18 protein-coding genes are annotated in these 18267 nt (G+C 70.0%); 12 read left to right on the top strand and 6 right to left on the bottom strand.

The genetic code is table 11. The features are described 5' to 3' along the window. Positions 1-26 precede the first annotated feature (26 nt). The 4 genes from O5M90_RS17190 (at position 27) to O5M90_RS17205 (ending at position 7966) form a co-directional block, all read left to right on the top strand. On the top strand, positions 27-3449 hold the full coding sequence (locus tag O5M90_RS17190; RefSeq protein ID WP_269839701.1) for a transglutaminase family protein: 3423 nt from the start codon (positions 27-29) through the stop codon (positions 3447-3449). A 66-nt stretch (positions 3450-3515) separates the two neighbouring features. After that, on the top strand, positions 3516-6155 hold the full coding sequence (locus O5M90_RS17195; RefSeq protein ID WP_269839702.1) for a circularly permuted type 2 ATP-grasp protein: 2640 nt from the start codon (positions 3516-3518) through the stop codon (positions 6153-6155). Next, positions 6152-7084, top strand: a complete 933-nt coding sequence (locus O5M90_RS17200) for a transglutaminase family protein (RefSeq protein ID WP_269839703.1) — start codon at positions 6152-6154, stop codon at positions 7082-7084. Before O5M90_RS17195 ends, O5M90_RS17200 begins: the two co-directional genes overlap by 4 nt. Before the next feature lie 108 nt (positions 7085-7192). Continuing rightward, a complete protein-coding gene (locus O5M90_RS17205) occupies positions 7193-7966 on the top strand; it encodes a substrate-binding periplasmic protein (RefSeq protein ID WP_269839704.1) in 774 nt (257 codons plus the stop codon). On the opposite strand, the gene O5M90_RS17210 is transcribed toward O5M90_RS17205, so the two are convergent. After that, positions 7945-8865 carry a LysR substrate-binding domain-containing protein gene (locus tag O5M90_RS17210; protein ID WP_272645821.1) on the bottom strand — a complete coding sequence of 307 codons (921 nt, stop codon included), beginning with the start codon at positions 8863-8865 and terminating at the stop codon, positions 7945-7947. The genes O5M90_RS17205 and O5M90_RS17210 overlap by 22 nt on opposite strands. A gap of 143 nt (positions 8866-9008) precedes the next feature. On the opposite strand from O5M90_RS17210, the gene O5M90_RS17215 reads away from it, so the two are divergent. The 4 genes from O5M90_RS17215 to queA all read left to right on the top strand — a co-directional run bounded on the left by O5M90_RS17215 (position 9009) and on the right by queA (position 11330). After that, positions 9009-9434 carry a DoxX family protein gene (locus tag O5M90_RS17215; protein ID WP_269839705.1) on the top strand — a complete coding sequence of 142 codons (426 nt, stop codon included), beginning with the start codon at positions 9009-9011 and terminating at the stop codon, positions 9432-9434. Then, positions 9431-9742, top strand: coding sequence for a hypothetical protein (locus O5M90_RS17220; RefSeq protein WP_137944274.1), 312 nt, complete (start codon positions 9431-9433; stop codon positions 9740-9742). The genes O5M90_RS17215 and O5M90_RS17220 overlap by 4 nt, the downstream gene beginning before the upstream one ends. A gap of 219 nt (positions 9743-9961) precedes the next feature. Next, the gene (locus O5M90_RS17225) at positions 9962-10201 is read left to right on the top strand and encodes a hypothetical protein (RefSeq protein ID WP_137944273.1); all 240 of its coding nucleotides are present in this window, start codon (positions 9962-9964) and stop codon (positions 10199-10201) included. Positions 10202-10286: 85 nt separating this feature from the next. Next, on the top strand, positions 10287-11330 hold the full coding sequence (queA, locus tag O5M90_RS17230) for a tRNA preQ1(34) S-adenosylmethionine ribosyltransferase-isomerase QueA (protein WP_269839706.1): 1044 nt from the start codon (positions 10287-10289) through the stop codon (positions 11328-11330). 30 nt (positions 11331-11360) lie between these two features. On the opposite strand, the gene O5M90_RS17235 is transcribed toward queA, so the two are convergent. After that, positions 11361-11912, bottom strand: a complete 552-nt coding sequence (locus O5M90_RS17235) for a DUF5655 domain-containing protein (RefSeq protein ID WP_269839707.1) — start codon at positions 11910-11912, stop codon at positions 11361-11363. 309 nt (positions 11913-12221) lie between these two features. Between O5M90_RS17235 and sigJ (O5M90_RS17240) the strand changes: the two genes are divergently transcribed. The 4 genes from sigJ (O5M90_RS17240) (at position 12222) to O5M90_RS17255 (ending at position 15369) form a co-directional block, all read left to right on the top strand. Further along, positions 12222-13154 (top strand): RNA polymerase sigma factor SigJ, encoded by a 933-nt coding sequence (gene sigJ, locus O5M90_RS17240; RefSeq protein ID WP_269839708.1) that lies wholly within the window; start codon positions 12222-12224, stop codon positions 13152-13154. A 69-nt stretch (positions 13155-13223) separates the two neighbouring features. Further along, entirely contained in the window at positions 13224-13835 is a 612-nt protein-coding gene (locus O5M90_RS17245; RefSeq protein ID WP_269839709.1) for a hypothetical protein, read from the top strand. After that, positions 13832-14836 carry an RNA polymerase sigma factor SigJ gene (sigJ, locus tag O5M90_RS17250; RefSeq protein WP_269839710.1) on the top strand — a complete coding sequence of 335 codons (1005 nt, stop codon included), beginning with the start codon at positions 13832-13834 and terminating at the stop codon, positions 14834-14836. The genes O5M90_RS17245 and sigJ (O5M90_RS17250) overlap by 4 nt, the downstream gene beginning before the upstream one ends. Before the next feature lie 50 nt (positions 14837-14886). Continuing rightward, positions 14887-15369, top strand: coding sequence for a carboxymuconolactone decarboxylase family protein (locus O5M90_RS17255; RefSeq protein WP_269839711.1), 483 nt, complete (start codon positions 14887-14889; stop codon positions 15367-15369). A 30-nt stretch (positions 15370-15399) separates the two neighbouring features. On the opposite strand, the gene O5M90_RS17260 is transcribed toward O5M90_RS17255, so the two are convergent. From O5M90_RS17260 to O5M90_RS17275, 4 genes are all read right to left on the bottom strand, one after another. Next, positions 15400-15975: a YdeI/OmpD-associated family protein gene (locus tag O5M90_RS17260; RefSeq protein ID WP_269839712.1), complete on the bottom strand. Its 576-nt coding sequence runs from the start codon at positions 15973-15975 to the stop codon at positions 15400-15402. A 1-nt stretch (position 15976) separates the two neighbouring features. Next, positions 15977-16465, bottom strand: coding sequence for a DUF1579 domain-containing protein (locus O5M90_RS17265; protein ID WP_269839713.1), 489 nt, complete (start codon positions 16463-16465; stop codon positions 15977-15979). Between the two features lie 87 nt (positions 16466-16552). Continuing rightward, a complete protein-coding gene (locus O5M90_RS17270) occupies positions 16553-17131 on the bottom strand; it encodes a dihydrofolate reductase family protein (protein WP_269839714.1) in 579 nt (192 codons plus the stop codon). A 95-nt stretch (positions 17132-17226) separates the two neighbouring features. Continuing rightward, positions 17227-18267 carry an RNA polymerase subunit sigma-70 gene (locus O5M90_RS17275; RefSeq protein ID WP_269839715.1) on the bottom strand — a complete coding sequence of 347 codons (1041 nt, stop codon included), beginning with the start codon at positions 18265-18267 and terminating at the stop codon, positions 17227-17229.

Here is an 18267-nt window from a genome sequence, read left to right on the forward strand (position 1 = left end):
CCACATAAAGCCTCAAAGGAATCGCCTTGTCCATCCACGTCGCGCTCAAGCATGTCACGCATTACCGCTATGACCGGCGCATCAGCCTGGGCCCCCAGGTCGTGCGCCTGCGTCCGGCGCCGCACAGCCGCACGCCCATCCTCTCGTACTCGCTGCGGGTCGAGCCCGAGGGCCATTTCATCAACTGGCAGCAAGACCCCTTCGCCAACTATCTGGCGCGCCTGGTGTTCCCGGAGCAGACCCGCGAGTTCAAGGTCACGGTCGATCTGGTGGCCGAGATGTCGGTGTTCAACCCCTTCGACTTCTTCCTCGAACCCCATGCCAAGCACTTCCCCTTCACTTACGAAGCGGAGCAGCGCGCCGAGCTGGCGCCCTATCTGATCGCCGATGAAGCCACGCCTCTGGTCGCGGCCTATCTGGCCGGGATCGACCGGGAGCCGCTGCCGACCATCGACTTTTTGGTGATGCTGAACCAGCGCCTGCAGCAGGACATCTCCTACCTGATACGCATGGAGCCCGGCGTGCAGACGCCCGAGGAGACGCTGGCCAAGGCCTCCGGTTCCTGCCGCGACTCGGGCTGGCTGATGGTGCAGCTGATGCGCCATCTGGGCCTGGCTGCGCGCTTCGTCTCCGGCTATCTGATCCAGCTGGCCCCCGACCAGAAGGCGCTCGACGGCCCCAGCGGCACCGAGGTCGACTTCACCGATCTGCATGCCTGGTGCGAGGTCTTCCTGCCCGGCGCCGGCTGGGTGGGCCTGGATCCCACATCCGGACTGTTCGCCGGCGAGGGTCATATCCCGCTGGCCTGCACGCCCCAGCCCTCCAGCGCCGCGCCGATCAGCGGCGCGGTGGACAAGTGCGAGGTCGAGTTCGGCCATGAGATGAGCGTCACCCGCATCTGGGAGTCGCCGCGCGTTACCAAGCCCTATACCGAAGAACAGTGGACCGAGGTGCTGCAGCTCGGCGAGCAGGTCGATGCGGATCTGCTGGCCGGCGATGTGCGCCTGACCATGGGCGGCGAGCCCACCTTTGTCTCGGTCGACGACCGTGACGGCGCCGAATGGAATATCGACGCGTTGGGCCCGACCAAGCGCAGCTACGCCCAGGCCCTGCTGCAGCGCCTGCGCGCCGAATACGGGCAGGGCGGCTTTCTTCATTTCGGCCAGGGCAAGTGGTACCCGGGCGAGCAGCTGCCGCGCTGGGCGCTGTCCATCTTCTGGCGTGCCGACGGTGAGCCCTGCTGGCAAGACCCGACCCTGATCGCCGACGAGCGCGATCCGCACGCCTACACCAGCGCCGATGCCCAGCGCTTCATGCAGGGCCTGACGGCGCGCCTGGGCCTGGATGAAGGCTTCGTCCAGCCCGGCTACGAGGACACCTGGTATTACCTGTGGCGTGAGCGCCGCCTGCCGGTCAATGTCGACCCCTTCGAGTCCAGGCTCGACGACGAGATGGGGCGCAGCCGGCTGCGTCGCGTCTTCGCCCAGGGCCTGGACCATGTGGTCGGCTATGTGCTGCCGATCAAGAAGGGCGATGCACCCGGCCTGGCCGGCGCGCCCTGGGTCAGCGGCCCCTGGTTCTTCCGCGACGAGCGCATGTATCTGTTCCCCGGCGACTCGCCGATGGGCTACCGCCTGCCGCTGGATTCGCTGCCCTGGGTCAGCGAGGCGGAGTTCCCCTTCCATATCGAGCAGGACCCGTTCGCGCCGCGCGACGCCTTGCCGGCGGCTGCCCAGCTGCGCGCGCAGACACCGACCTTCCCGGCCTGGCCGGCACCGGGCCATGGGCTGCCGCCGGCCGCGCCAACCGCATCTGCCGCCTCAGGCAGCGCCGTGCCGCTGAGCCAGCGCCCCGAGCGCTTCCAGAGCGCCCACTGGATCACCCGCAGCGCGCTGTGCGTCGAGGTGCGCGACCCACGTCGCGCCAGCGGCCCGAAGGCGGAGAAGGTCGGCCAGGCCAGCGGCGTGCTCTATGTCTTCATGCCGCCGCTGCAAAAACTGGAGGACTATCTGGAGCTGCTGGCCGCGGTCGAGGCCACGGCCGCCGCGCAGCGCGTCAAGATCGTGCTGGAGGGCTATCCGCCGCCGCGCGACCCGCGCCTGAAGATGCTGCAGGTCACACCCGACCCCGGCGTCATCGAGGTCAACATCCATCCCGCCCACAACTGGGGCGAGCTGGTCGCGCACACCGAATTCCTCTACGACGCGGCCTGGAAGACCCGGCTCTCGACCGAGAAGTTCATGCTCGATGGCCGCCACACCGGCACCGGCGGCGGCAACCATTTCGTGATGGGCGGCGCCACGCCGGCCGACTCGCCCTTTCTGCGCCGGCCCGATCTGCTGGCCTCCTTGCTGGCCTACTGGCACAACCATCCAAGCCTGAGCTATCTGTTCTCGGGCATGTTCATCGGCCCGACCAGCCAGGCCCCGCGCGTCGACGAGGCCCGCAACGACCAGCTGCGCGAGCTCGAGATCGCGCTGGGCGAGATCGAGCGCAGCAAGGCGGTCTATGGCGATGCGATGCCGCCCTGGCTGGTGGACCGCTCGCTGCGCAATGTGCTGGTCGATGTGACCGGCAACACCCATCGCAGCGAGTTCTGCATCGACAAGCTCTACTCGCCCGACAGCTCGACCGGCCGCCTGGGTCTGCTGGAGCTGCGCGCCTTCGAGATGCCGCCGCATGCGCGCATGAGCATCGTCCAGCAGCTGCTGCTGCGCGCGCTGGTGGCGCGCTTCTGGAAGGAACCCTACCGCGCGCCGCTGGTGCGCTGGGGCACCGAGCTGCATGACCGCTTCCTGCTCCCCAGTTTCGTCAAGATGGATTTCGACGACGTCATCGAGGATATGGGTCTGGCCGGCTACGGCTTCGATGCGCAGTGGTTCGCGCCGCATTACGAGTTCCGCTTCCCCAAGGCCGGCGAGATCAGCGTGGCCGGCGTGCATCTGGAGATGCGCAATGCGCTGGAGCCCTGGCATGTGATGGGCGAGGAGGGCTCGGCCGGTGGCACGGTGCGCTATGTCGACTCCTCGCTGGAGCGCATCGAGGTCAAGGTGACGGGCCTGGTCGAGCCGCGCCACCGCGTCACCGTCAACGGCATCACGCTGCCGCTGCAGCCCACCGGCCGGGTCGGCGAGTATGTGGCCGGCGTGCGCTACCGAGCCTGGCACCCGCCCTCGGCCCTGCATCCGACCATCGGCGTCCATGTGCCGCTGACCTTCGATCTGGTCGACACCTGGATGAAACGCTCGCTGGGCGGCGGCCAGTACCACGTTGCGCACCCGGGCGGCCTCAGCTACGAGACCCTGCCGGTCAACAGCTACGAGGCCGAGAGCCGGCGCCTGTCGCGCTTCTCGGTGCTGGGCCACACGCCCGGCACGGTGGACGCCCGGCCGCCGCAGCGCAGCCTGGAATTCCCGTTCACGCTGGACCTGCGCCGGGTCGGTCGCTGAGCATGACGACACCCGAATGGGCGGCCCCCGCTGCCAGGCGGGCCGCCCACAGGGCATGATGTGCACATGTCCTCCAGTCTTTTCAGCGCCCGGGCGCAGCAATCCAGCCTGCTGCCCGAGGACGAACTCCTCCCCGATGCGGTCGCCCTGGCCGCTGCCGCCGCCTTGCGCGGCAAACCCGGCCACCATGACGAGCTGCGTGGCCGCCTGAGCGCCGCCGGCAATGGCGCGGCGGAGATGGCGCCGCTGTGGCAGCGCTTCTTCCAGGCCACCGGCGTGGCCGGCTGGCAGGATCTGGAGGCCCGCGCCGCCCGCGTGCAGCGCCGCGTCCAGGAGGATGGGGCCACTTACAACGTCTATAGCGAGGGCATGTCGGGCGAGACCTCGGCCCGGGTCTGGCCGCTGGAGCTGCTGCCGATGCTGGTCGATGCCGACGAGTGGCAGGGCATCGAGCGCGGCGTGATCCAGCGCGCCCATCTGCTCAACAAGACCCTGGCCGATGTCTATGGCGAGCGCCGCCTGCTCGACGCCGGCCTGCTGCCGCCCTCGCTGGTGTTCGCCCATCCGCAGTACCTGCGCCCCATGCACGGCTGCCAGCCGCCCGGCGGCGTGCACCTGCATGTGGTGGCCTTCGATCTGGCGCGCTGCGAGGACGGTCTGTGGTGGGTGGTGGGCCAGCGCACGCAGGCGCCGTCGGGGCTGGGCTATATGCTGGAAAACCGGCTGATCATCGCCCAGCAGTTCCCGGAGGCCTTCCGCGAGCTCTCGGTGCAGCGCGTCGGCGCCAGCTTCCAGGCCCTGCTGCAGGGGCTGATGCGGCTGTCGCCCGAGGGCGAGCGCTCGCGCGTCGCGTTGCTGACGCCGGGCCCGCACAACGAAACCTATTTCGAGCACGCCTTCCTGGCCCGCTATCTGGGCATCAGCCTGGTCGAGGGCGGTGACCTGACGGTGCGCGACAACCGCGTGTTCCTGAAGACGCTGCACGGGCTGGAGCCGGTCCATGTGCTCTTGCGCCGGGTTGACGACGACTACCTGGACCCGCTGGAACTGCGCTCCGATTCGACGCTGGGCGTGCCGGGCCTGCTGCAGGCGCTGCGCGCCGGGGGCGTGGTGCTGGCCAATGCGCCAGGCTCGGGCTGGCTGGAGAGCCCCGGCCTGGCCGGCTTCTGGCCAGCCGTGGCCCGCGAGCTGCTGGGCGAGGAGCTGCTGCTGCCGGCCACCACGGCCTGGTGGTGCGGCGAGGACGCCGCCTGGCGCGCCCACGAGGACCAGCTCGATGACTATGTGGTCGCGCCGACCTTTCCGGCCAGCGAGACCACCCAAGGCTTCGCGCCCAAGGCGGTGGCCGCGCTGAGCGCCAGCGAGCGCGCCGCACTGCGGGCCCGCATCGCCGCCGATCCGGCCGCCCATACCCTGCAGGCGCGGCTGCGGCCCTCGGAAACCCCGGTCTGGCGTGACGGCCACCTGCAGCCGCGCGATGCGGTGCTGCGTGTTTTCGCGGTGGCCGACGGGGCCGGCAGCTGGCATGTGATGCCCGGCGCGCTGACCCGGGTGGCGAGCCGGCGCGACGGCGGCGCCGATCCCTGGCTGTCGATGCGCAATGGCAGCGCCAGCGCCGACACCTGGGTGCGCACCGAGGACGAGATCGACACCACCAGTCTGCTGCCCAAGCCCCTGACCGCGGCCGACCTGACCGGCGCGCACTGGACCGTCACCAGCCGCTCGGCCGAGAACCTGTTCTGGCTGGGCCGCTACACCGAGCGGGCCGAGAACAGCGTGCGCCTGGCCAAGCTGAGCCTGGAGGCCCTGGCCACCGCCGCGCGCGACGACCGCGCCGCCGAGCTGCTGCCGCTGCTCGACGAGCTGGCGCGCCGCCATGGCCTGGTCGGCGATAGCGTGCCGGCGGCCGAGCAGGCGCCGCGCGTCTTCGAGCGCTCGCTGCTGCATGCGCTGGCCGACACCAAGGCCTCGACCAGCGTGGCCTGGAACCTGCGCGCCCTGCAGTCCTGCGGCCAGACCCTGCGCGAGCGCCTGTCGACCGAGCACTGGAAACTGATCCATGAGGTCGGCGACCACTTCAGCCAGCATATGAAGGCGGTGCTGGACAAGGGCGCGGCCGACCCGCGCGCCGATGCGCTGGGCCTGCTGGCGCGCGCCGCCACCCATCTGGCCGCGATCACCGGCGCCCAGACCGACCGCATGACGCGCGACGACGGCTGGCGCCTGCTCAGCGTCGGCCGCCAGGTCGAGCGCCTGGACTTTCTCGCCCATGCGCTGGCCGCCGGCTTCGAGCGCGGCCTGCAGCGCAGCGATGAGGGTTTCATGCTCCTGCTGGGCCTGTTCGATTCGACGATGACTTACCGCGCCAAGTTCCAGGCCCGTCGCGAGGTGCCGCCGCTGCTGCATCTGCTGGTGCAAGACACCGACAACCCGCGCTCGCTGGCCTGGGTCGCACGCACGCTGCGTGGCCGCTTCGTCAAGCTGGCGCGCCATGAGCTGGGCTGGGCCGCCGAGGTCGTCGCGCCGCTGCCGCAGCCCGACGAATGGCTGCTGGAGCGCCTGTGCACGCCCGATGCCGCCGGCGCCTACCCCGAGCTGGTGGCCCAGCTGCAGGGCTGCAGCGAGCAGGCGCAGGCGCTGTCGGTGGCGCTGGGCCGCAAGCTGTTCTCTCATGTGGGCACGCACGACCAGCGGGTGTGGCAATGAGCGCGCCCAGCACCGCTGCGATCGCCGCCCCCGAGCGCTGGCTGCGGGTCCAGCACGACACCGTCTACGACTACGACTCGCCGGTCGAGCTGGCCCATCACCTGGCCTGCCTGAGCCCGCGCAGCACGGCGCAGCAACAGGTGCGCGGCTGGCGGCTAACGGTGGAGCCGGCGCCCGATGGCTGGCCGGCTGCGGAGGTGCCGCCCGAGCTGTTCAGCACCGACCCCTGGGGCAATGCGCGCCTGGTGTTCAGCCATGCCCAGGTACATGAGCGGTTGGCGGTCTGCAGCGGCTTCGAAGTGGGACTGAGCGCGCCGCCGCCCATCGATCCGCTGGCCAGCCCGGCCTGGGAAGCGGTGGCCGAGTCGCTGCGCTACCACGCCGGCGCGGTGCGCAGCGAGGCGGTGGAGTTCACGCTGGCCTCGGAATTCGTGCCGCGCGACGCCGCGCTGGCCGCCTTCGGCCGCCAGGCCTTCAGGCCCGGCCGGCCGCTGGCCGAGGGCGCGCTGGCGCTGATGCAGCTGATCTACCGCCAGTTCGCCTACAAGCCGCTGGCCACCCATGTCGGCACCCGTGCGACCGAGGCGCTGGCGCTCAAGCGCGGCGTCTGCCAGGATTTTGCCCATGTGATGATTGGCGCCTGCCGCTCGCTGGGCCTGGCGGCCCGCTATGTGAGCGGCTATCTGCTGACCCGCGCGCCCGAGGGCAAGACCAAGCTGGTCGGCGCCGACGCCTCGCATGCCTGGGCGGCCGTCTGGTGCCCCGAGCAGGGCTGGCTGGCGCTGGACCCGACCAACAACATCCCCGTGGGCCTGGACCATGTGACGCTGGCCTGGGGCCGCGACTACGCCGATGTCGCGCCGCTGCGCGGCGTGATCCGCGGCGGCCAGGCGCACCCCAAGGTGGCGGTGACGGTCGAGCCCTTGTGAGCCGGTTCGTGGCATCGGTCCGCTTCCGGCGCTTTGATGTGGCGCGCTGACCGCGAGCTTTCATCAACTTCCGCTACGCTTGCCGCACAAATCGTTGGGGATTGTGTGATGAGTAGTTCGCGTCGGGACGGCCTGCGGCAGATCGCGGCGCTGGCACTGACGGCCGGTGCGGCGTTGCTGCCGCCTGCGGCACGCAGTGCGCCGCCGCATGCCCGCCTGGTGGCCACCGAGTTTCCGCCCTATACCTCGGCCACCCTGCCCGGGGGCGGCATCGCCTGCGCGATCACCCGCGCGGCGCTGGAGCGCTCGGGCTGGACCATGAGCCTGGCGTTCCGGCCCTGGGCGCGGGCGCTGTCGGAATTTCGCCAGGGCCTGCACGACGGCGTGATCGGCACCTGGCACAGCGCCGAGCGGGCCGCCACGATGCACTTCCCGCGTGACCTGGGCCTGATCAACCGGATCGGCTTCATGGCGCGCGCCGGCAGCGGCCTGAAGGTCGACGAGCTCTCGCAGCTGGCCGGCCTGCGCGTCGGCACGGTGCTGGGCTATGCCAATCCCGAGCGTTTCGAGCGCGCGCGGCTGACGGTGGACCCGGCCGTCGACGACCTGGCCAATCTGCGCAAGCTGCTGGCCGGCCGGGTCGAGCTGGCCCTGATCGACAAGGGCGTGGCCTTCCATCTGCTCGACACCGAGTTGCGCGAGCAGGCCGCCCGCCTGGTCTGGCTGGAGCCGGCGCTCAGCGAGGTGCCGCTGTACACGGTGTTCGCCAGGGGCCGCACGGAAACCGAGCGCATGGCGGCGGCCTTCGATACCGGCCTGGCCCAGCTGCAGAGCGGCGGCCGCATCGCCGAGCTTCTGCGTCAGGGCGCGCGCTGGCAGTGAGACGCCGCGTCGCTGGCATCGCGCAGCAACGCATCGCGCACCCAGGCCACGGCCTCGTCCGGTTCGTCCTTGCACATCAGGAAGTAGGGGTGGGGCGCGTCCAGGGCCGGGCCGGGGATGGGCACCAGGCTGCCCTGGCGCAGCGCGTCGCCGCACAGATAGTCCGGCAGCAGCGCCACGCCGGCGCCCAGCAGGCAGGCCGAGGCCGCCAGATGGGCGAGATTGAAGCGCAGGCCGGGCAGCGCGGCCGGCACCGCGACGCCGGCCTGCTCGAACCACTCGGCAAAGCCCGGTGAGGGCCAGCCCCGGTCTTCGGCGCTGAGGTGCAGCAGCGGCAGCGCCGCGACATCGGCCGGCCGCAGGTCCTGGGCGCGGCCGATCAGCGACGGGGCCGCATAGGCGCGAAACTGGCCGGTCAGCAGCGGCAGCTGGCTGTGGCCGGGCAGATCGTCGCGCCGGAAGTAGATGCCGATATCGGCGTTCATGCCGCCGCTGGCGCGGTGCAGCGCGGCGATCAGGCGGATCTCGACTTCGGGGCGCTGGCGGCTCAGCGCCGCCACGCGCGGCGTCAGCCACAGGGCGGCGACGCTGAACTGGGTGCGAATCCTGACCACCGGCCGCTGCTGATGATCACGCACCGCGCAGCTGGTGCTGACCAGGCGCTCGAAGGCGTCGCGGATGCGCAGCGCGTAGTCGCTGCCGGCGGCCGTCAGCAGCACGCCATTGGCGCTGCGCCGGAACAGCGACAGGCCCAGCCACTGCTCCAGCTGCTTGATCTGGTGGCTGACCGCGGCGGGCGTGACATGCAGCTCGCTGGCCGCGCGCGCGAAGCTCATATGCCGGGCGGCGGCCTCGAAGGCGCGCAGCGCCGGCAGCGGGGGGAGGCGTTGAGGGTTCATAGCTCGGTGCTCGATCGCTGGTGGCCAGGCCAAATGAAATTAAGCCTGAGCATCAAGAAGTTCCGTTTGCTCCCATGAGACCCTGCTTGAGATGATGCAAAAGCTGTCACACAGGCATAGAACCAGTATCCCATCGCCACCCCATGCCCCAGCTTCCGCTCCGTCACGAACAACGCCAGGCCCTGGCCTGGACCCTGCTGCGCTTCACGCTGGCGGGGCTGATCGCGGCGCATGGGCTGGCCCGGGCCTGGTTCGGCGCGGTCCAGCCCTTCGGCCTCTGGCTGCAGGGGCAGGGCTGGCCGGGCGGCATGGCGCTGGCCATAGGCATCACCGGTCTGGAGATCGTCGGCCCCGTGCTGCTGGTGCTGGGCCGCTGGGTGCCGCCGCTGTGCCTGGTGCTGGCCGGCCTTTACGCCATGGGTATTGCACTGGTGCATGCGCAGGCGGGCTGGTTCGTCGTGGGCCTGGGTCGCAACGGTTCGGAGTACTCGGTGCTGCTGATCGTCTGCCTGCTTGCGCTCGCCTTGCAGCATCCACCCTCATCAAACAGGACGTCTCCGAACCCATGAAAACAACACGCCTCGCACGCTCACTGACACTCGCCGCCGGCGCCACCCTTCTGCTGCTGCAGATGGCCGGCTGCTCAACGGTCGCCGGCAGCACCAATATGCTCAGCGACGAACGCGTCATCGCCGAATCGGCTGGCACCCTGGGCCTGGCACCGGCCGATCTGAAGCTGCAGTCGCGCACCACCTCGGGCACCAACACCTATGCCATCCTGCGCGGCCGCGATGGCAAGGAATACAGCTGCACCATCAACGGCGGCAACCTGCTGTCCTTCGGCATGACCAATCCGCCGGCCTGCCAGCGCAAATAGCCCTTTGTTGCGGCGCACAAAAATGGCCGCTCCCTGCCGCCCTTGCGAGCGCCTTGCGTCAAGCCGGTGCGCAAAAGCCTGCCGTCATGGCTGTTTCGGGCCTGAATCCGGGGGTAACCGGCCTGGCATGAGATATGCAATCCGCTATCGGTAGAAACCATCTGTTTGTTCTACCGGGAGGTATCTATGCGAGCGTTGGCAGTTCGGAAACTGATCGTCATGGCGGCCCTCACGATGGCCGGCGCTGCATGGGCGGCGGCCGGGGACACGGCCTTGGTGTCCACCACGGGACTCGAATCCCCGCAGTCTTTCACGGCGCAGAGCCGCGTTGACAACAACAAGGCCGGCGCACAGTCCGCCGCCGAGGCTCGGGCTGAGCAGGAGTCGCCGAACTATGCGCTGGCGCTGGCCGGGCTTGGGGCGGTGGGCTTTCTGCTGGGGCGTCGCCGGGGCCAGTAGGGCGGTGGCCCGAGGGGAGGGGCGGCCATGTGACAATCCGGCCCCCAGCGTTTGGCACGGGTCTGTCCGGCCCTCAACCCCCCTTATGTCCACTCCCGCCCGCTACACGGTCGCCGACTTCGATTTCGAGCTGCCGCCCGAGCTGATCGCCCAGCACCCCGCCGCCGAGCGCAGCGCCTCGCGCCTGCTCGATGGTCGTGCGGCCGCCCCGGTGGACCGCGTGTTCCGCGAGCTGCCCGAGTTGCTGAACCCCGGCGATCTGCTGGTCTTCAACAACACCAAGGTGATCAAGGCGCGGCTGTATGGCGCCAAGAGCAGCGGCGGTGCGGTCGAGGCCCTGATCGAGCGGGTGCTGCCGGGCACGCTGGAGGTCTGGGCCCATCTGCGCGCCAGCAAAAGCCCCAAGCCCGGCGCCGTCGTGCGCTTTGCCGATGCCTTCGATGCCGAGGTGCTGGGCCGCTGCGGCCCGGACAACGGGCTCTTTCATCTGCGCTTCCCCGCAGATCCCTTCGCGCTGCTCGATGCCCACGGCCATGTGCCGCTGCCGCCCTATATCGAGCATGGCGACAGCGCCGACGATGTGCGCCGCTACCAGACCGTCTTCGCCAAGGAGCCCGGCGCAGTGGCCGCGCCGACGGCGGCCCTGCATTTCGACGAAGCCCTGCTGGCGCGGCTGGCCGAGCGCGGCGTGGCCACCGCCCATGTGACCCTGCATGTGGGCGCCGGCACCTTCCAGCCGGTGCGGGTCGACAACCTGGCCGAGCACAAGATGCACAGCGAATGGTTCCAGGTTTTGCCCGAGACGGTGGCGGCCATCGCGCGCTGCAAGGCCGCCGGCGGCCAGGTCGTCGCGGTCGGCACGACCACCCTGCGGGCGCTGGAGTCGGCGGCCCAGGGCGGCGTGCTGCAGGCCGGTGCGCGCGAGACCGAGATCTTCATCACGCCGGGCTTCGAGTTCCGCGTCGTCGACCGCCTGGTGACCAACTTTCACCTGCCCAAGAGCACCTTGATGATGCTGGTCTCGGCCTTTGCCGGCTATGAGCCCATCATGGCGCTGTACCGGCATGCGATCGCGCAGAGGTATCGCTTTTTCAGCTACGGCGATGCGATGCTGCTGCGTCGCTCCTGAGCTGTTTCATCCCGCTGGCCGAGCGAGGTCTCAGGCGGCGGCGTCAAAGGCCGCGCGCAGCCAGCCCAGCAGGTCGGCGTCGATCTCGTCTGGCCGGCCCAGCCGGGTGGTGTACTGACACATGCCGCCCGGCGGCATGGGCTTGAGTCTGGCGTGCGCCGGCAGCTGCTTGATATTGAGGCCCAGTTCCAGCAGGTCCTTGGTGGCCGGGCCCAGGGTGGCGAACTGCTTTTTGCGGCGCAGGCTGACATTGGCCTTTTTCGGCGCGATCTCGAAACTGCCGAAGGCCTCAATGGCGGTGATCAAGCTCTCATGCAGGGACCGCAGATGGGCCTTGGGCCCGGCATAGATCGCGTCGAGCGGGTCACCGACGGCCGGGGCCAGGTCTTGCGAGACCAGGGTGACGACGGTGTTGGCATCGCCATAGCCCAGCCCCAGCGTCTGCATCAGCATGCTGCGCTTCTCGCCATGCTTGGCCAGCCCGCTGGCGGCGATCAGCTGTCGAAAGCTCTCCAGATTGTGACCGGTCCTGGCCTCGATATTGCGCATCTGGGTTTGCGTCGCGGTGTCGGGATCGCTCATCGGACTCTCCTGTGACGGGTCTTGGCCGGCTCGCTCCAGCGTTTCCAGCGGGCAAGGGCCTGGCTCGGAAGCCACTACAAAGGACAGCCCATCAAGTCGGCCAGCATCGTTGCCGATGCCCTTGTCTGCCTCGATGCTCATCTATTGGCGGATGGAGTGTCAAGCGATCCACGCGTGGCGATCAACAATCGCCGATGTCACAAAGCGCGAGGCCATATCGTCCTGCGTTTGTCATCCACCCATATAGCAAAGGCAGGGCAGAGCCATGCAGACCACTTCGACGATCCCCGCTTGCCGGATGCGGCGCGCATGACGACGCCGGCCGAACGCGCGCTGCGCTATGACCGCGACCATGCGCGCAGCTTGCGTGCCTTGGCCTACCGCATGCTCGGCTCGCGGGCCGAGGCCGAGGACATCGTGCAGGAGGCCTGGCTGCGCTGGGCCGAGGTGGACGAAAGCGCGGTTCAGCATGCCGGCGCCTATCTGTCACGCCTGGTCACCAATCTGTGCCTGGACAAGCTGGGTTCGGCCGCCGCGCGGCGCGAGCGCTATGTCGGCGTCTGGCTGCCCGAGCCGCTGCTGGATGAGGAGGCCGGCTGGTCGCCCAGCCCCGAGAGCCAGGCCGAGTTCGCCCAGGATGTGTCGGTGGCCTTCATGCTGACCCTGGAGCGGCTGTCGCCGCTGGAGCGCGCGGCCTTTTTGCTGCACGAGGTCTTTGATCTCGATTTCGACGAGATCGCCCGGCGCCTGGAGCGCAGCCCGGCCGCCTGCCGCCAGCTGGCCAGCCGGGCGCGCAAGCATGTGAGTGCCGACTACGCACGCCGCGAGGTCGAGCAGGAGGAGCGCGATCGCCTGTTCGGCGCTTTCAGCGAGGCGCTGCGCAGCTTCGATGTCGAGGCGCTGGCCCGGGTGCTGACCGAGGATGCGGTGCTGCTGTCCGATGGTGGCGGCAAGGTCAATGCCGTGCCTTATCCGCTGCACGGTGCCGCCCTGATCGCCAAGACCTTCATCGGCTTTGCCCGGCTGCCCGGCAGCCGCGACTGGCGCCTTCAGCCGGCGCGCATCAACGGCCTGCCGGGCTGCCTGATCATCGACGGCGCCAGCGGCCGGCTGGTGCAGACGGTGGCGCTGGCACCCTCGGCCACCGAGCCGGGCCGCATCGGTGCGATCTATATCCAGCGCAATCCGGACAAGCTGCGGGGCGTGGTGGCGGCGTTGCAGCGGCAGGCATCCGGGGGCTGAGGGCGCGCTTGTCGAATTCCGCAGCGCGGCCTCGTCTTGAGGGTGTCAACCCGAAAAGGAGCCGCCTGCATGCCTTCGATAAGTGATCCCCTGGTCCTGCCGCTGCGCCGTGGCGGGCTGCTTGCCGCGCTGCTGCGCCCGCTGCTGATGCGGCGCATCGCCGCCTTCGAGCGCCGCTACCACTACGACATGGGCTATGCCCGGCTGCTGTATGACGCCAGCCCGCGCGCCTTCTGGCAGCTGGCTCGGCTGTTCGGCATGGCCGGTGGCGCGCCGACGCTGAGCCCGGCGATGCTGGTGGCCGCCAAGTTTGCCGCCACCCGACGCGAGGATTGCGGCCCCTGTGCCCAGCTGGTGCTGGACCTGGCGCTGGAGGCCGGTGTACCGGCTGCGGCCTTGCGTGCGCTGATCGCCGGCGAGGTGGCTGCGATGCCCGAGGACATGGGCCTGGCCTGGTGCTATGCCGAGGCCGCGCTGGCCCGCGGGCCGGAGCTGGACCGGCATGCGCAGCGCCTGGCCGAGCGCCACGGCCCGGGCGTCGTGGCCGAGGTCGCGCTGGTGCTGAGCGTGGCACGCTGCTTCCCGACACTGAAGTACGCGCTGGGCCATGGCCACAGCTGCCAGCGCCTGCGCGTCGGGGCCGACAATGCGGCGCAGCAAGAGGAGGCGAGGACACGATGAGTACCCCAGGGCAGCCGGCCGACTCCGAGGACGGCGGCACGCCGGACCGCAGCGCGGCCGCGCGGGCCTGGCGCTTCGACCGCGAGCAGGCGCGCTCGCTGCGCGCGCTGGCCTACCGCATGCTGGGCTCGCGCGCCGAGGCCGAGGACATCGTCCAGGAGGCCTGGCTGCGGTGGGCCGAGGTCGATGAGGGCCAGATCCGGCACGCCGGCGCCTTCTTGTCGCGCCTGGTCACCAATCTCTGCCTGGACCGGCTGCGCAGCGCGGCGCTGCGGCGCGAGCTTTATGTCGGAACCTGGCTGCCCGAGCCGCTGGTGGACTCGCTGCAGGACTGGCAGCCCGACCCGCAGAGCCAGGCCGAGTATGCCCAGGAGCTGTCGCTGGCCTTTTTGCTGGCGCTGGAGCGGCTGACGCCGCTGGAGCGTGCCGCCTTTGTGCTGCACGACGTGTTCGGGATGGAGATCGAGCGGGTGGCCGAGCACCTGTCGCGCAGCGTCGCGGCCAGCCGCCAGCTCTCGCTGCGGGCACGCGCCCATGTGAAGGCCGGCCATGCGCGGGTGACGCTGGCCGAGTCGGAGCGCCAGCGCCTGCTGCAGGCCTTTCTGGGCGCGCTGGCCAGCGGTGATGTGCAGGCGCTGGCCCGGGTGCTGAGCGAGGACGCGGTGCTGCTGGCCGATGGTGGCGGCAAGGTCCAGGCCGTGCCCTCTCCGCTGCAGGGCGGTGCGCGCATCGCCAAGGCCCTGGTGGGCTTTGCCCAGCTGGTGGATCTGGGCCAGATGCGACTGCAGCTGGCGCCCGTCAACGGTCTGCCGGGCTATGTGCTGTTCGATGCCCAGGGCCGCCCGATCCAGAGCGTGGCGCTGGTGCCGCAGGCCGGTGGTCGGGTGTGCGAGGTCTATGTGCAGCTCAACCCCGACAAGCTGCGCCATCTTGTGCTGCCGGACGCGCTGAGGGCCATTTCGGCGCGCGATGTCACAAGCGCCCTGGTCGCGTCGTCTTGAGGGTGTGATCACCAATTGATCCATTCTCAACCACGCAAGGAAAGACGATCATGAGCCCACGCATCAACTACATGCAGCAATCCCCCGCACTGTTCAAGAAGTTCCTCGACTTCAGCATGGCCATCGCCAAGGACGGCGTGATCGAGGAGGGCCTGTCCTATCTGGTGGACATTCGCGCCTCCCAGCTCAACGGCTGTGCCTTCTGCCTGGACATGCATATCAAGCAGGCCAAGATCCACGGCGAGCGCGAGCTGCGCCTGCACCATGTGGCGATCTGGCGCGAGTCGGCGCTGTTCAGCCCGCGCGAGCGCGCCGCGCTGGCCTGGACCGAGGCCCTGACCCAGTTGGCCCCCGAGGGCGTGTCCGACGTGGTCTATACCGAGGTGCGCGAGCAGTTCAGCGAGAAGGAACTCAGCGACCTGACCTTCCGCGTGATGGCCATCAACGGCTGGAACCGCGCCAATGTGGCCTTCCGCAATGTGCCCGGCTCGCAGGACAAGGCCTTCGGGCTGGACAAGGCCGGGCTGGCCTGAGCGGGCCGGCAGCGAGCTTTCCTCGCCGGCTCACCAGCCCAGCTGTTCGCCGCGCTCGCAGGCCGCGATCAACTTGGCGAGGCGGGCCGCGCGGGTTGGGTCCTTCTTGGCGCTGCAGACCCAGTGCAGCAGCCGCTTGCGGTAGCTCGGCGGCGTTTTGCCCTCGAAGAAGTCCCAGGCTGCGGCGGCGCGACGAAACTCGCGCAGCTCGGCGGGCCGCAGCTCGGCGGTCTCGGCCTGCTCGTGCGAATAGATGGCCGAGCGCTCGGCGCTGCGCAGCGCAAAGGCCGCCAGCCCGGCCGGCCTCATGCGGCCCTCGGCCTGCAGCCGTGCGACCTTGTCGATATTGACCTGGCTCCAGATCGAGCCGGGCCGGCGCGGCGTGAAGCGGATCTGGTAGTGCGCGTCGTCGATGCGCTTGCGCACCCCGTCGATCCAGCCGAAGCACAGCGCCTCGTCGACCGACTCGGGCCAGCGCAGGCCGGCCACGCCCGTGCCGACCTTGCGAAAGCCCACCAGCAGCTCGGTGGCGGTCTCGGCATGGGCTTCCAGCCAGGCGCGCCAGGCCAGCGCATCGGGGAAGAACTGCGGGGCGGCGGTGCTCATCTCAGGCAGTGTCGGTGGGGGCGGGGCTGAAGTCCATGGTCCAGTTGGTTTCCCAGGTCTGGCCGGCATCGGCCGAGAAGGCCTGCTCCCAGCGCGGCAGCCCCGAGGCCGGCACCGACCAGAGGAAGCGCACCCGGATCGGCCGACCGTCCAGTGCGTCGTCGGCGAAGAAGCTGCCGACGCCCTCGGCGAAGCGGCCGACCACAGGCACATCCAGCCCCTGCGGTCGGCGGGCGTCCAGCCACCAGATCGACCATTGCCCGCTGGCCGGATCGAAGGAGCGCAAGGCCGCAGCCCGGTACTCGCCCTCCGGCAGGGCCAGCAGGTTGTCCTCGATATTGCCGAAGCCGCCGAGGATTTTCCGCGTGCTCGAGCTGCCGCTGAATTCCTGCCACTCGCTGCAGCCCGCCAGGCGCTCTCTCAGGCGGCGATGGCGAACGGCCCAGCGGCCGATGATGAAATCGAAGTCGGCGGCGCTGGGCTGGCTCATGGTCGGATGCCTGCTAAATCGGGAACCGCAGTGTGCATGGGGCTACGGACAGCGTTGTGGCAGCAGGCTCAGACCGCGCCGCGCTGCCTAGCAGGCGTAGCGCAGGCGCAGGGTGTCCGAGCCGTCGAGCCGGCGCGCATCGAGCAGGCGCAGCGGTGCCGGCAGGCCCGTGCGCAAGGCCGGCAGCCCTTCGCCCAGCAGCGCCGGGCCGATCAGCAGGTTCAGCTCGTCGACCAGACCCCGGGCCAGCAGATCGCTGGCCAGCAGCGGGCTGCCGTAGATCAGCAAATCTTGCGCGGCGCTGGCTTTCAGGGCCTGGATGCGCGCATGCGCCTGGGCGCGCCGCACGATCTCCGTCTCCGGCCAGGGCCCGGAATCCTCCGGCGCCAGCCCGTCGCTGACGACCAGCTTGCCCATCGGCGCGATCAGGCGGGCGATCTCGCGCACCGCCGGCGAGAGCTCGGGGTCCTGTGGGTTCTGCTGCGGCCAGAAGTCGCGGAACAGCGCGAAGGTGGTCGCGCCGAACAGCAGTGTGCCGGCATGGCGCATCAGTTCGAGGTTGTGGGTATCGAAGGCCGCATCCATAGGCAGGGCGTCGAGGACGCCGCCGGGCCCGGCGCAGTAGCCGTCGAGGGAGCAGAGGGTGCTGATGATGAGCTTGGCCATGAGGTTTCTTTCCTTCTCCAGGGAGGTTTGCTTGAGCCACGGCCCCGAGGGATTCGGGGCGTGTCAGCTCTTGAGAGACAAACCCTCGGCCGAACTCATCGCTCCTGCTCGACAAAAAGTTCGGCGGCCAGGCCGAAGCGCCGCTGCAGCGCCGGGTCTAGAAAGCTGTGCAGGCCCGCGATGAGGCCGCCGCGCAGATGCAACAGCAGGATCCCGCCGAGGCGGAAGTGGGAGTCGCCGGCCGATTTCATATAGCAGGCGTAGCCCGGCTGGCCGTTGGCGCGCAGCGGCAGCAAGCGCCACGGCGTCTCGAACACCCGCTCGGCCAGAAAGCGCTGCACGAAGTGCCGGCCCTCGAACCAGGCCGGCAGCGGCGGCATCGTGAAGCGCACATCGTCGGTCAGCAAGGCCACCAGCCCGTCCACATGTCGGGCCTCCCAGGCCTGCACGAAGGCCGCGAGCAGGCGATTCAGATCCGCTGTGCCTAGCGCCTGCTGCTCGGCCGCCTGAGACACCGCCGGCAGCCGCTGCCGCAGCGACTTCTGCGCCCGCTGCAGCGCGCTGTTCACCGCGGCGACGCTGCCGCCCAGCATCGCGGCCGTCTCGGCCGCCGAATACTCCAGCACCTCGCGCAGCAGCAGCACGGCGCGCTGGGTGGCGGGCAGGTGCTGCAGCGCGGCGACGAAGGCGAGCGCGACCTGCTCGCGCCGCTGCAGCCGCAGGACCGGGTCGGCCTGATCCGCCCCCTCTTGCTCTTCATCCAGCAGCGGCTCCAGCCAGACCGGCCCGAGCACCATCTCGCCCAGTTCGGCGGTGGTCTCGAACGGCCGGCCGTAATCGGGCGAGGTGAGACGGCGCCGGCGCTGCTGCGCGAGCAGGCGCAGACAGGCGTGGGTGGCGATCTGGTACAGCCAGGTGGCCAGCGCGCTGCGGCCCTCGAACGAGGCCAGCCCGCGCCAGGCCGCCAGCAGGGCGTCCTGCAGCGCATCGTCCGCATCATGGGGCGATCCCAGCATGCGGTAGCAATGGGTGTGGAGGCGCCGCCGGTGCGGCGCGATCAGCGCGTCGAACGCGCCGGCATCACCGCCGCGCGCCCGCGCGAGCAGTTCCTCGGACGTGGCGGTCGGCGGGTGCAT

This window comes from Paucibacter sp. M5-1 (assembly GCF_027498415.2).
Classification (GTDB): Bacteria; Pseudomonadota; Gammaproteobacteria; order Burkholderiales; family Burkholderiaceae_C; genus Roseateles_E.

What these genes read in the sequence shown, in the direction of transcription:
- O5M90_RS17260 (WP_269839712.1), bottom strand. Translation starts at nt 15,975, where the DNA reads ATGAGCACCGCCGCCCCGCAGTTCTTCCCCGATGCGCTGGCCTGGCGC.
- O5M90_RS17270 (WP_269839714.1), bottom strand. Translation starts at nt 17,131, where the DNA reads ATGGCCAAGCTCATCATCAGCACCCTCTGCTCCCTCGACGGCTACTGC.
- O5M90_RS17220 (WP_137944274.1), top strand. Translation starts at nt 9,431, where the DNA reads ATGAAAACAACACGCCTCGCACGCTCACTGACACTCGCCGCCGGCGCC.
- O5M90_RS17210 (WP_272645821.1), bottom strand. Translation starts at nt 8,865, where the DNA reads ATGAACCCTCAACGCCTCCCCCCGCTGCCGGCGCTGCGCGCCTTCGAG.
- sigJ (WP_269839708.1), top strand. Translation starts at nt 12,222, where the DNA reads ATGACGACGCCGGCCGAACGCGCGCTGCGCTATGACCGCGACCATGCG.
- O5M90_RS17275 (WP_269839715.1), bottom strand. Translation starts at nt 18,267, where the DNA reads ATGCACCCGCCGACCGCCACGTCCGAGGAACTGCTCGCGCGGGCGCGC.
- O5M90_RS17255 (WP_269839711.1), top strand. Translation starts at nt 14,887, where the DNA reads ATGAGCCCACGCATCAACTACATGCAGCAATCCCCCGCACTGTTCAAG.
- O5M90_RS17225 (WP_137944273.1), top strand. Translation starts at nt 9,962, where the DNA reads ATGGCGGCCCTCACGATGGCCGGCGCTGCATGGGCGGCGGCCGGGGAC.
- O5M90_RS17245 (WP_269839709.1), top strand. Translation starts at nt 13,224, where the DNA reads ATGCCTTCGATAAGTGATCCCCTGGTCCTGCCGCTGCGCCGTGGCGGG.
- O5M90_RS17205 (WP_269839704.1), top strand. Translation starts at nt 7,193, where the DNA reads ATGAGTAGTTCGCGTCGGGACGGCCTGCGGCAGATCGCGGCGCTGGCA.
- O5M90_RS17265 (WP_269839713.1), bottom strand. Translation starts at nt 16,465, where the DNA reads ATGAGCCAGCCCAGCGCCGCCGACTTCGATTTCATCATCGGCCGCTGG.
- sigJ (WP_269839710.1), top strand. Translation starts at nt 13,832, where the DNA reads ATGAGTACCCCAGGGCAGCCGGCCGACTCCGAGGACGGCGGCACGCCG.
- queA (WP_269839706.1), top strand. Translation starts at nt 10,287, where the DNA reads ATGTCCACTCCCGCCCGCTACACGGTCGCCGACTTCGATTTCGAGCTG.
- O5M90_RS17235 (WP_269839707.1), bottom strand. Translation starts at nt 11,912, where the DNA reads ATGAGCGATCCCGACACCGCGACGCAAACCCAGATGCGCAATATCGAG.
- O5M90_RS17215 (WP_269839705.1), top strand. Translation starts at nt 9,009, where the DNA reads ATGCCCCAGCTTCCGCTCCGTCACGAACAACGCCAGGCCCTGGCCTGG.
- O5M90_RS17200 (WP_269839703.1), top strand. Translation starts at nt 6,152, where the DNA reads ATGAGCGCGCCCAGCACCGCTGCGATCGCCGCCCCCGAGCGCTGGCTG.
- O5M90_RS17195 (WP_269839702.1), top strand. Translation starts at nt 3,516, where the DNA reads ATGTCCTCCAGTCTTTTCAGCGCCCGGGCGCAGCAATCCAGCCTGCTG.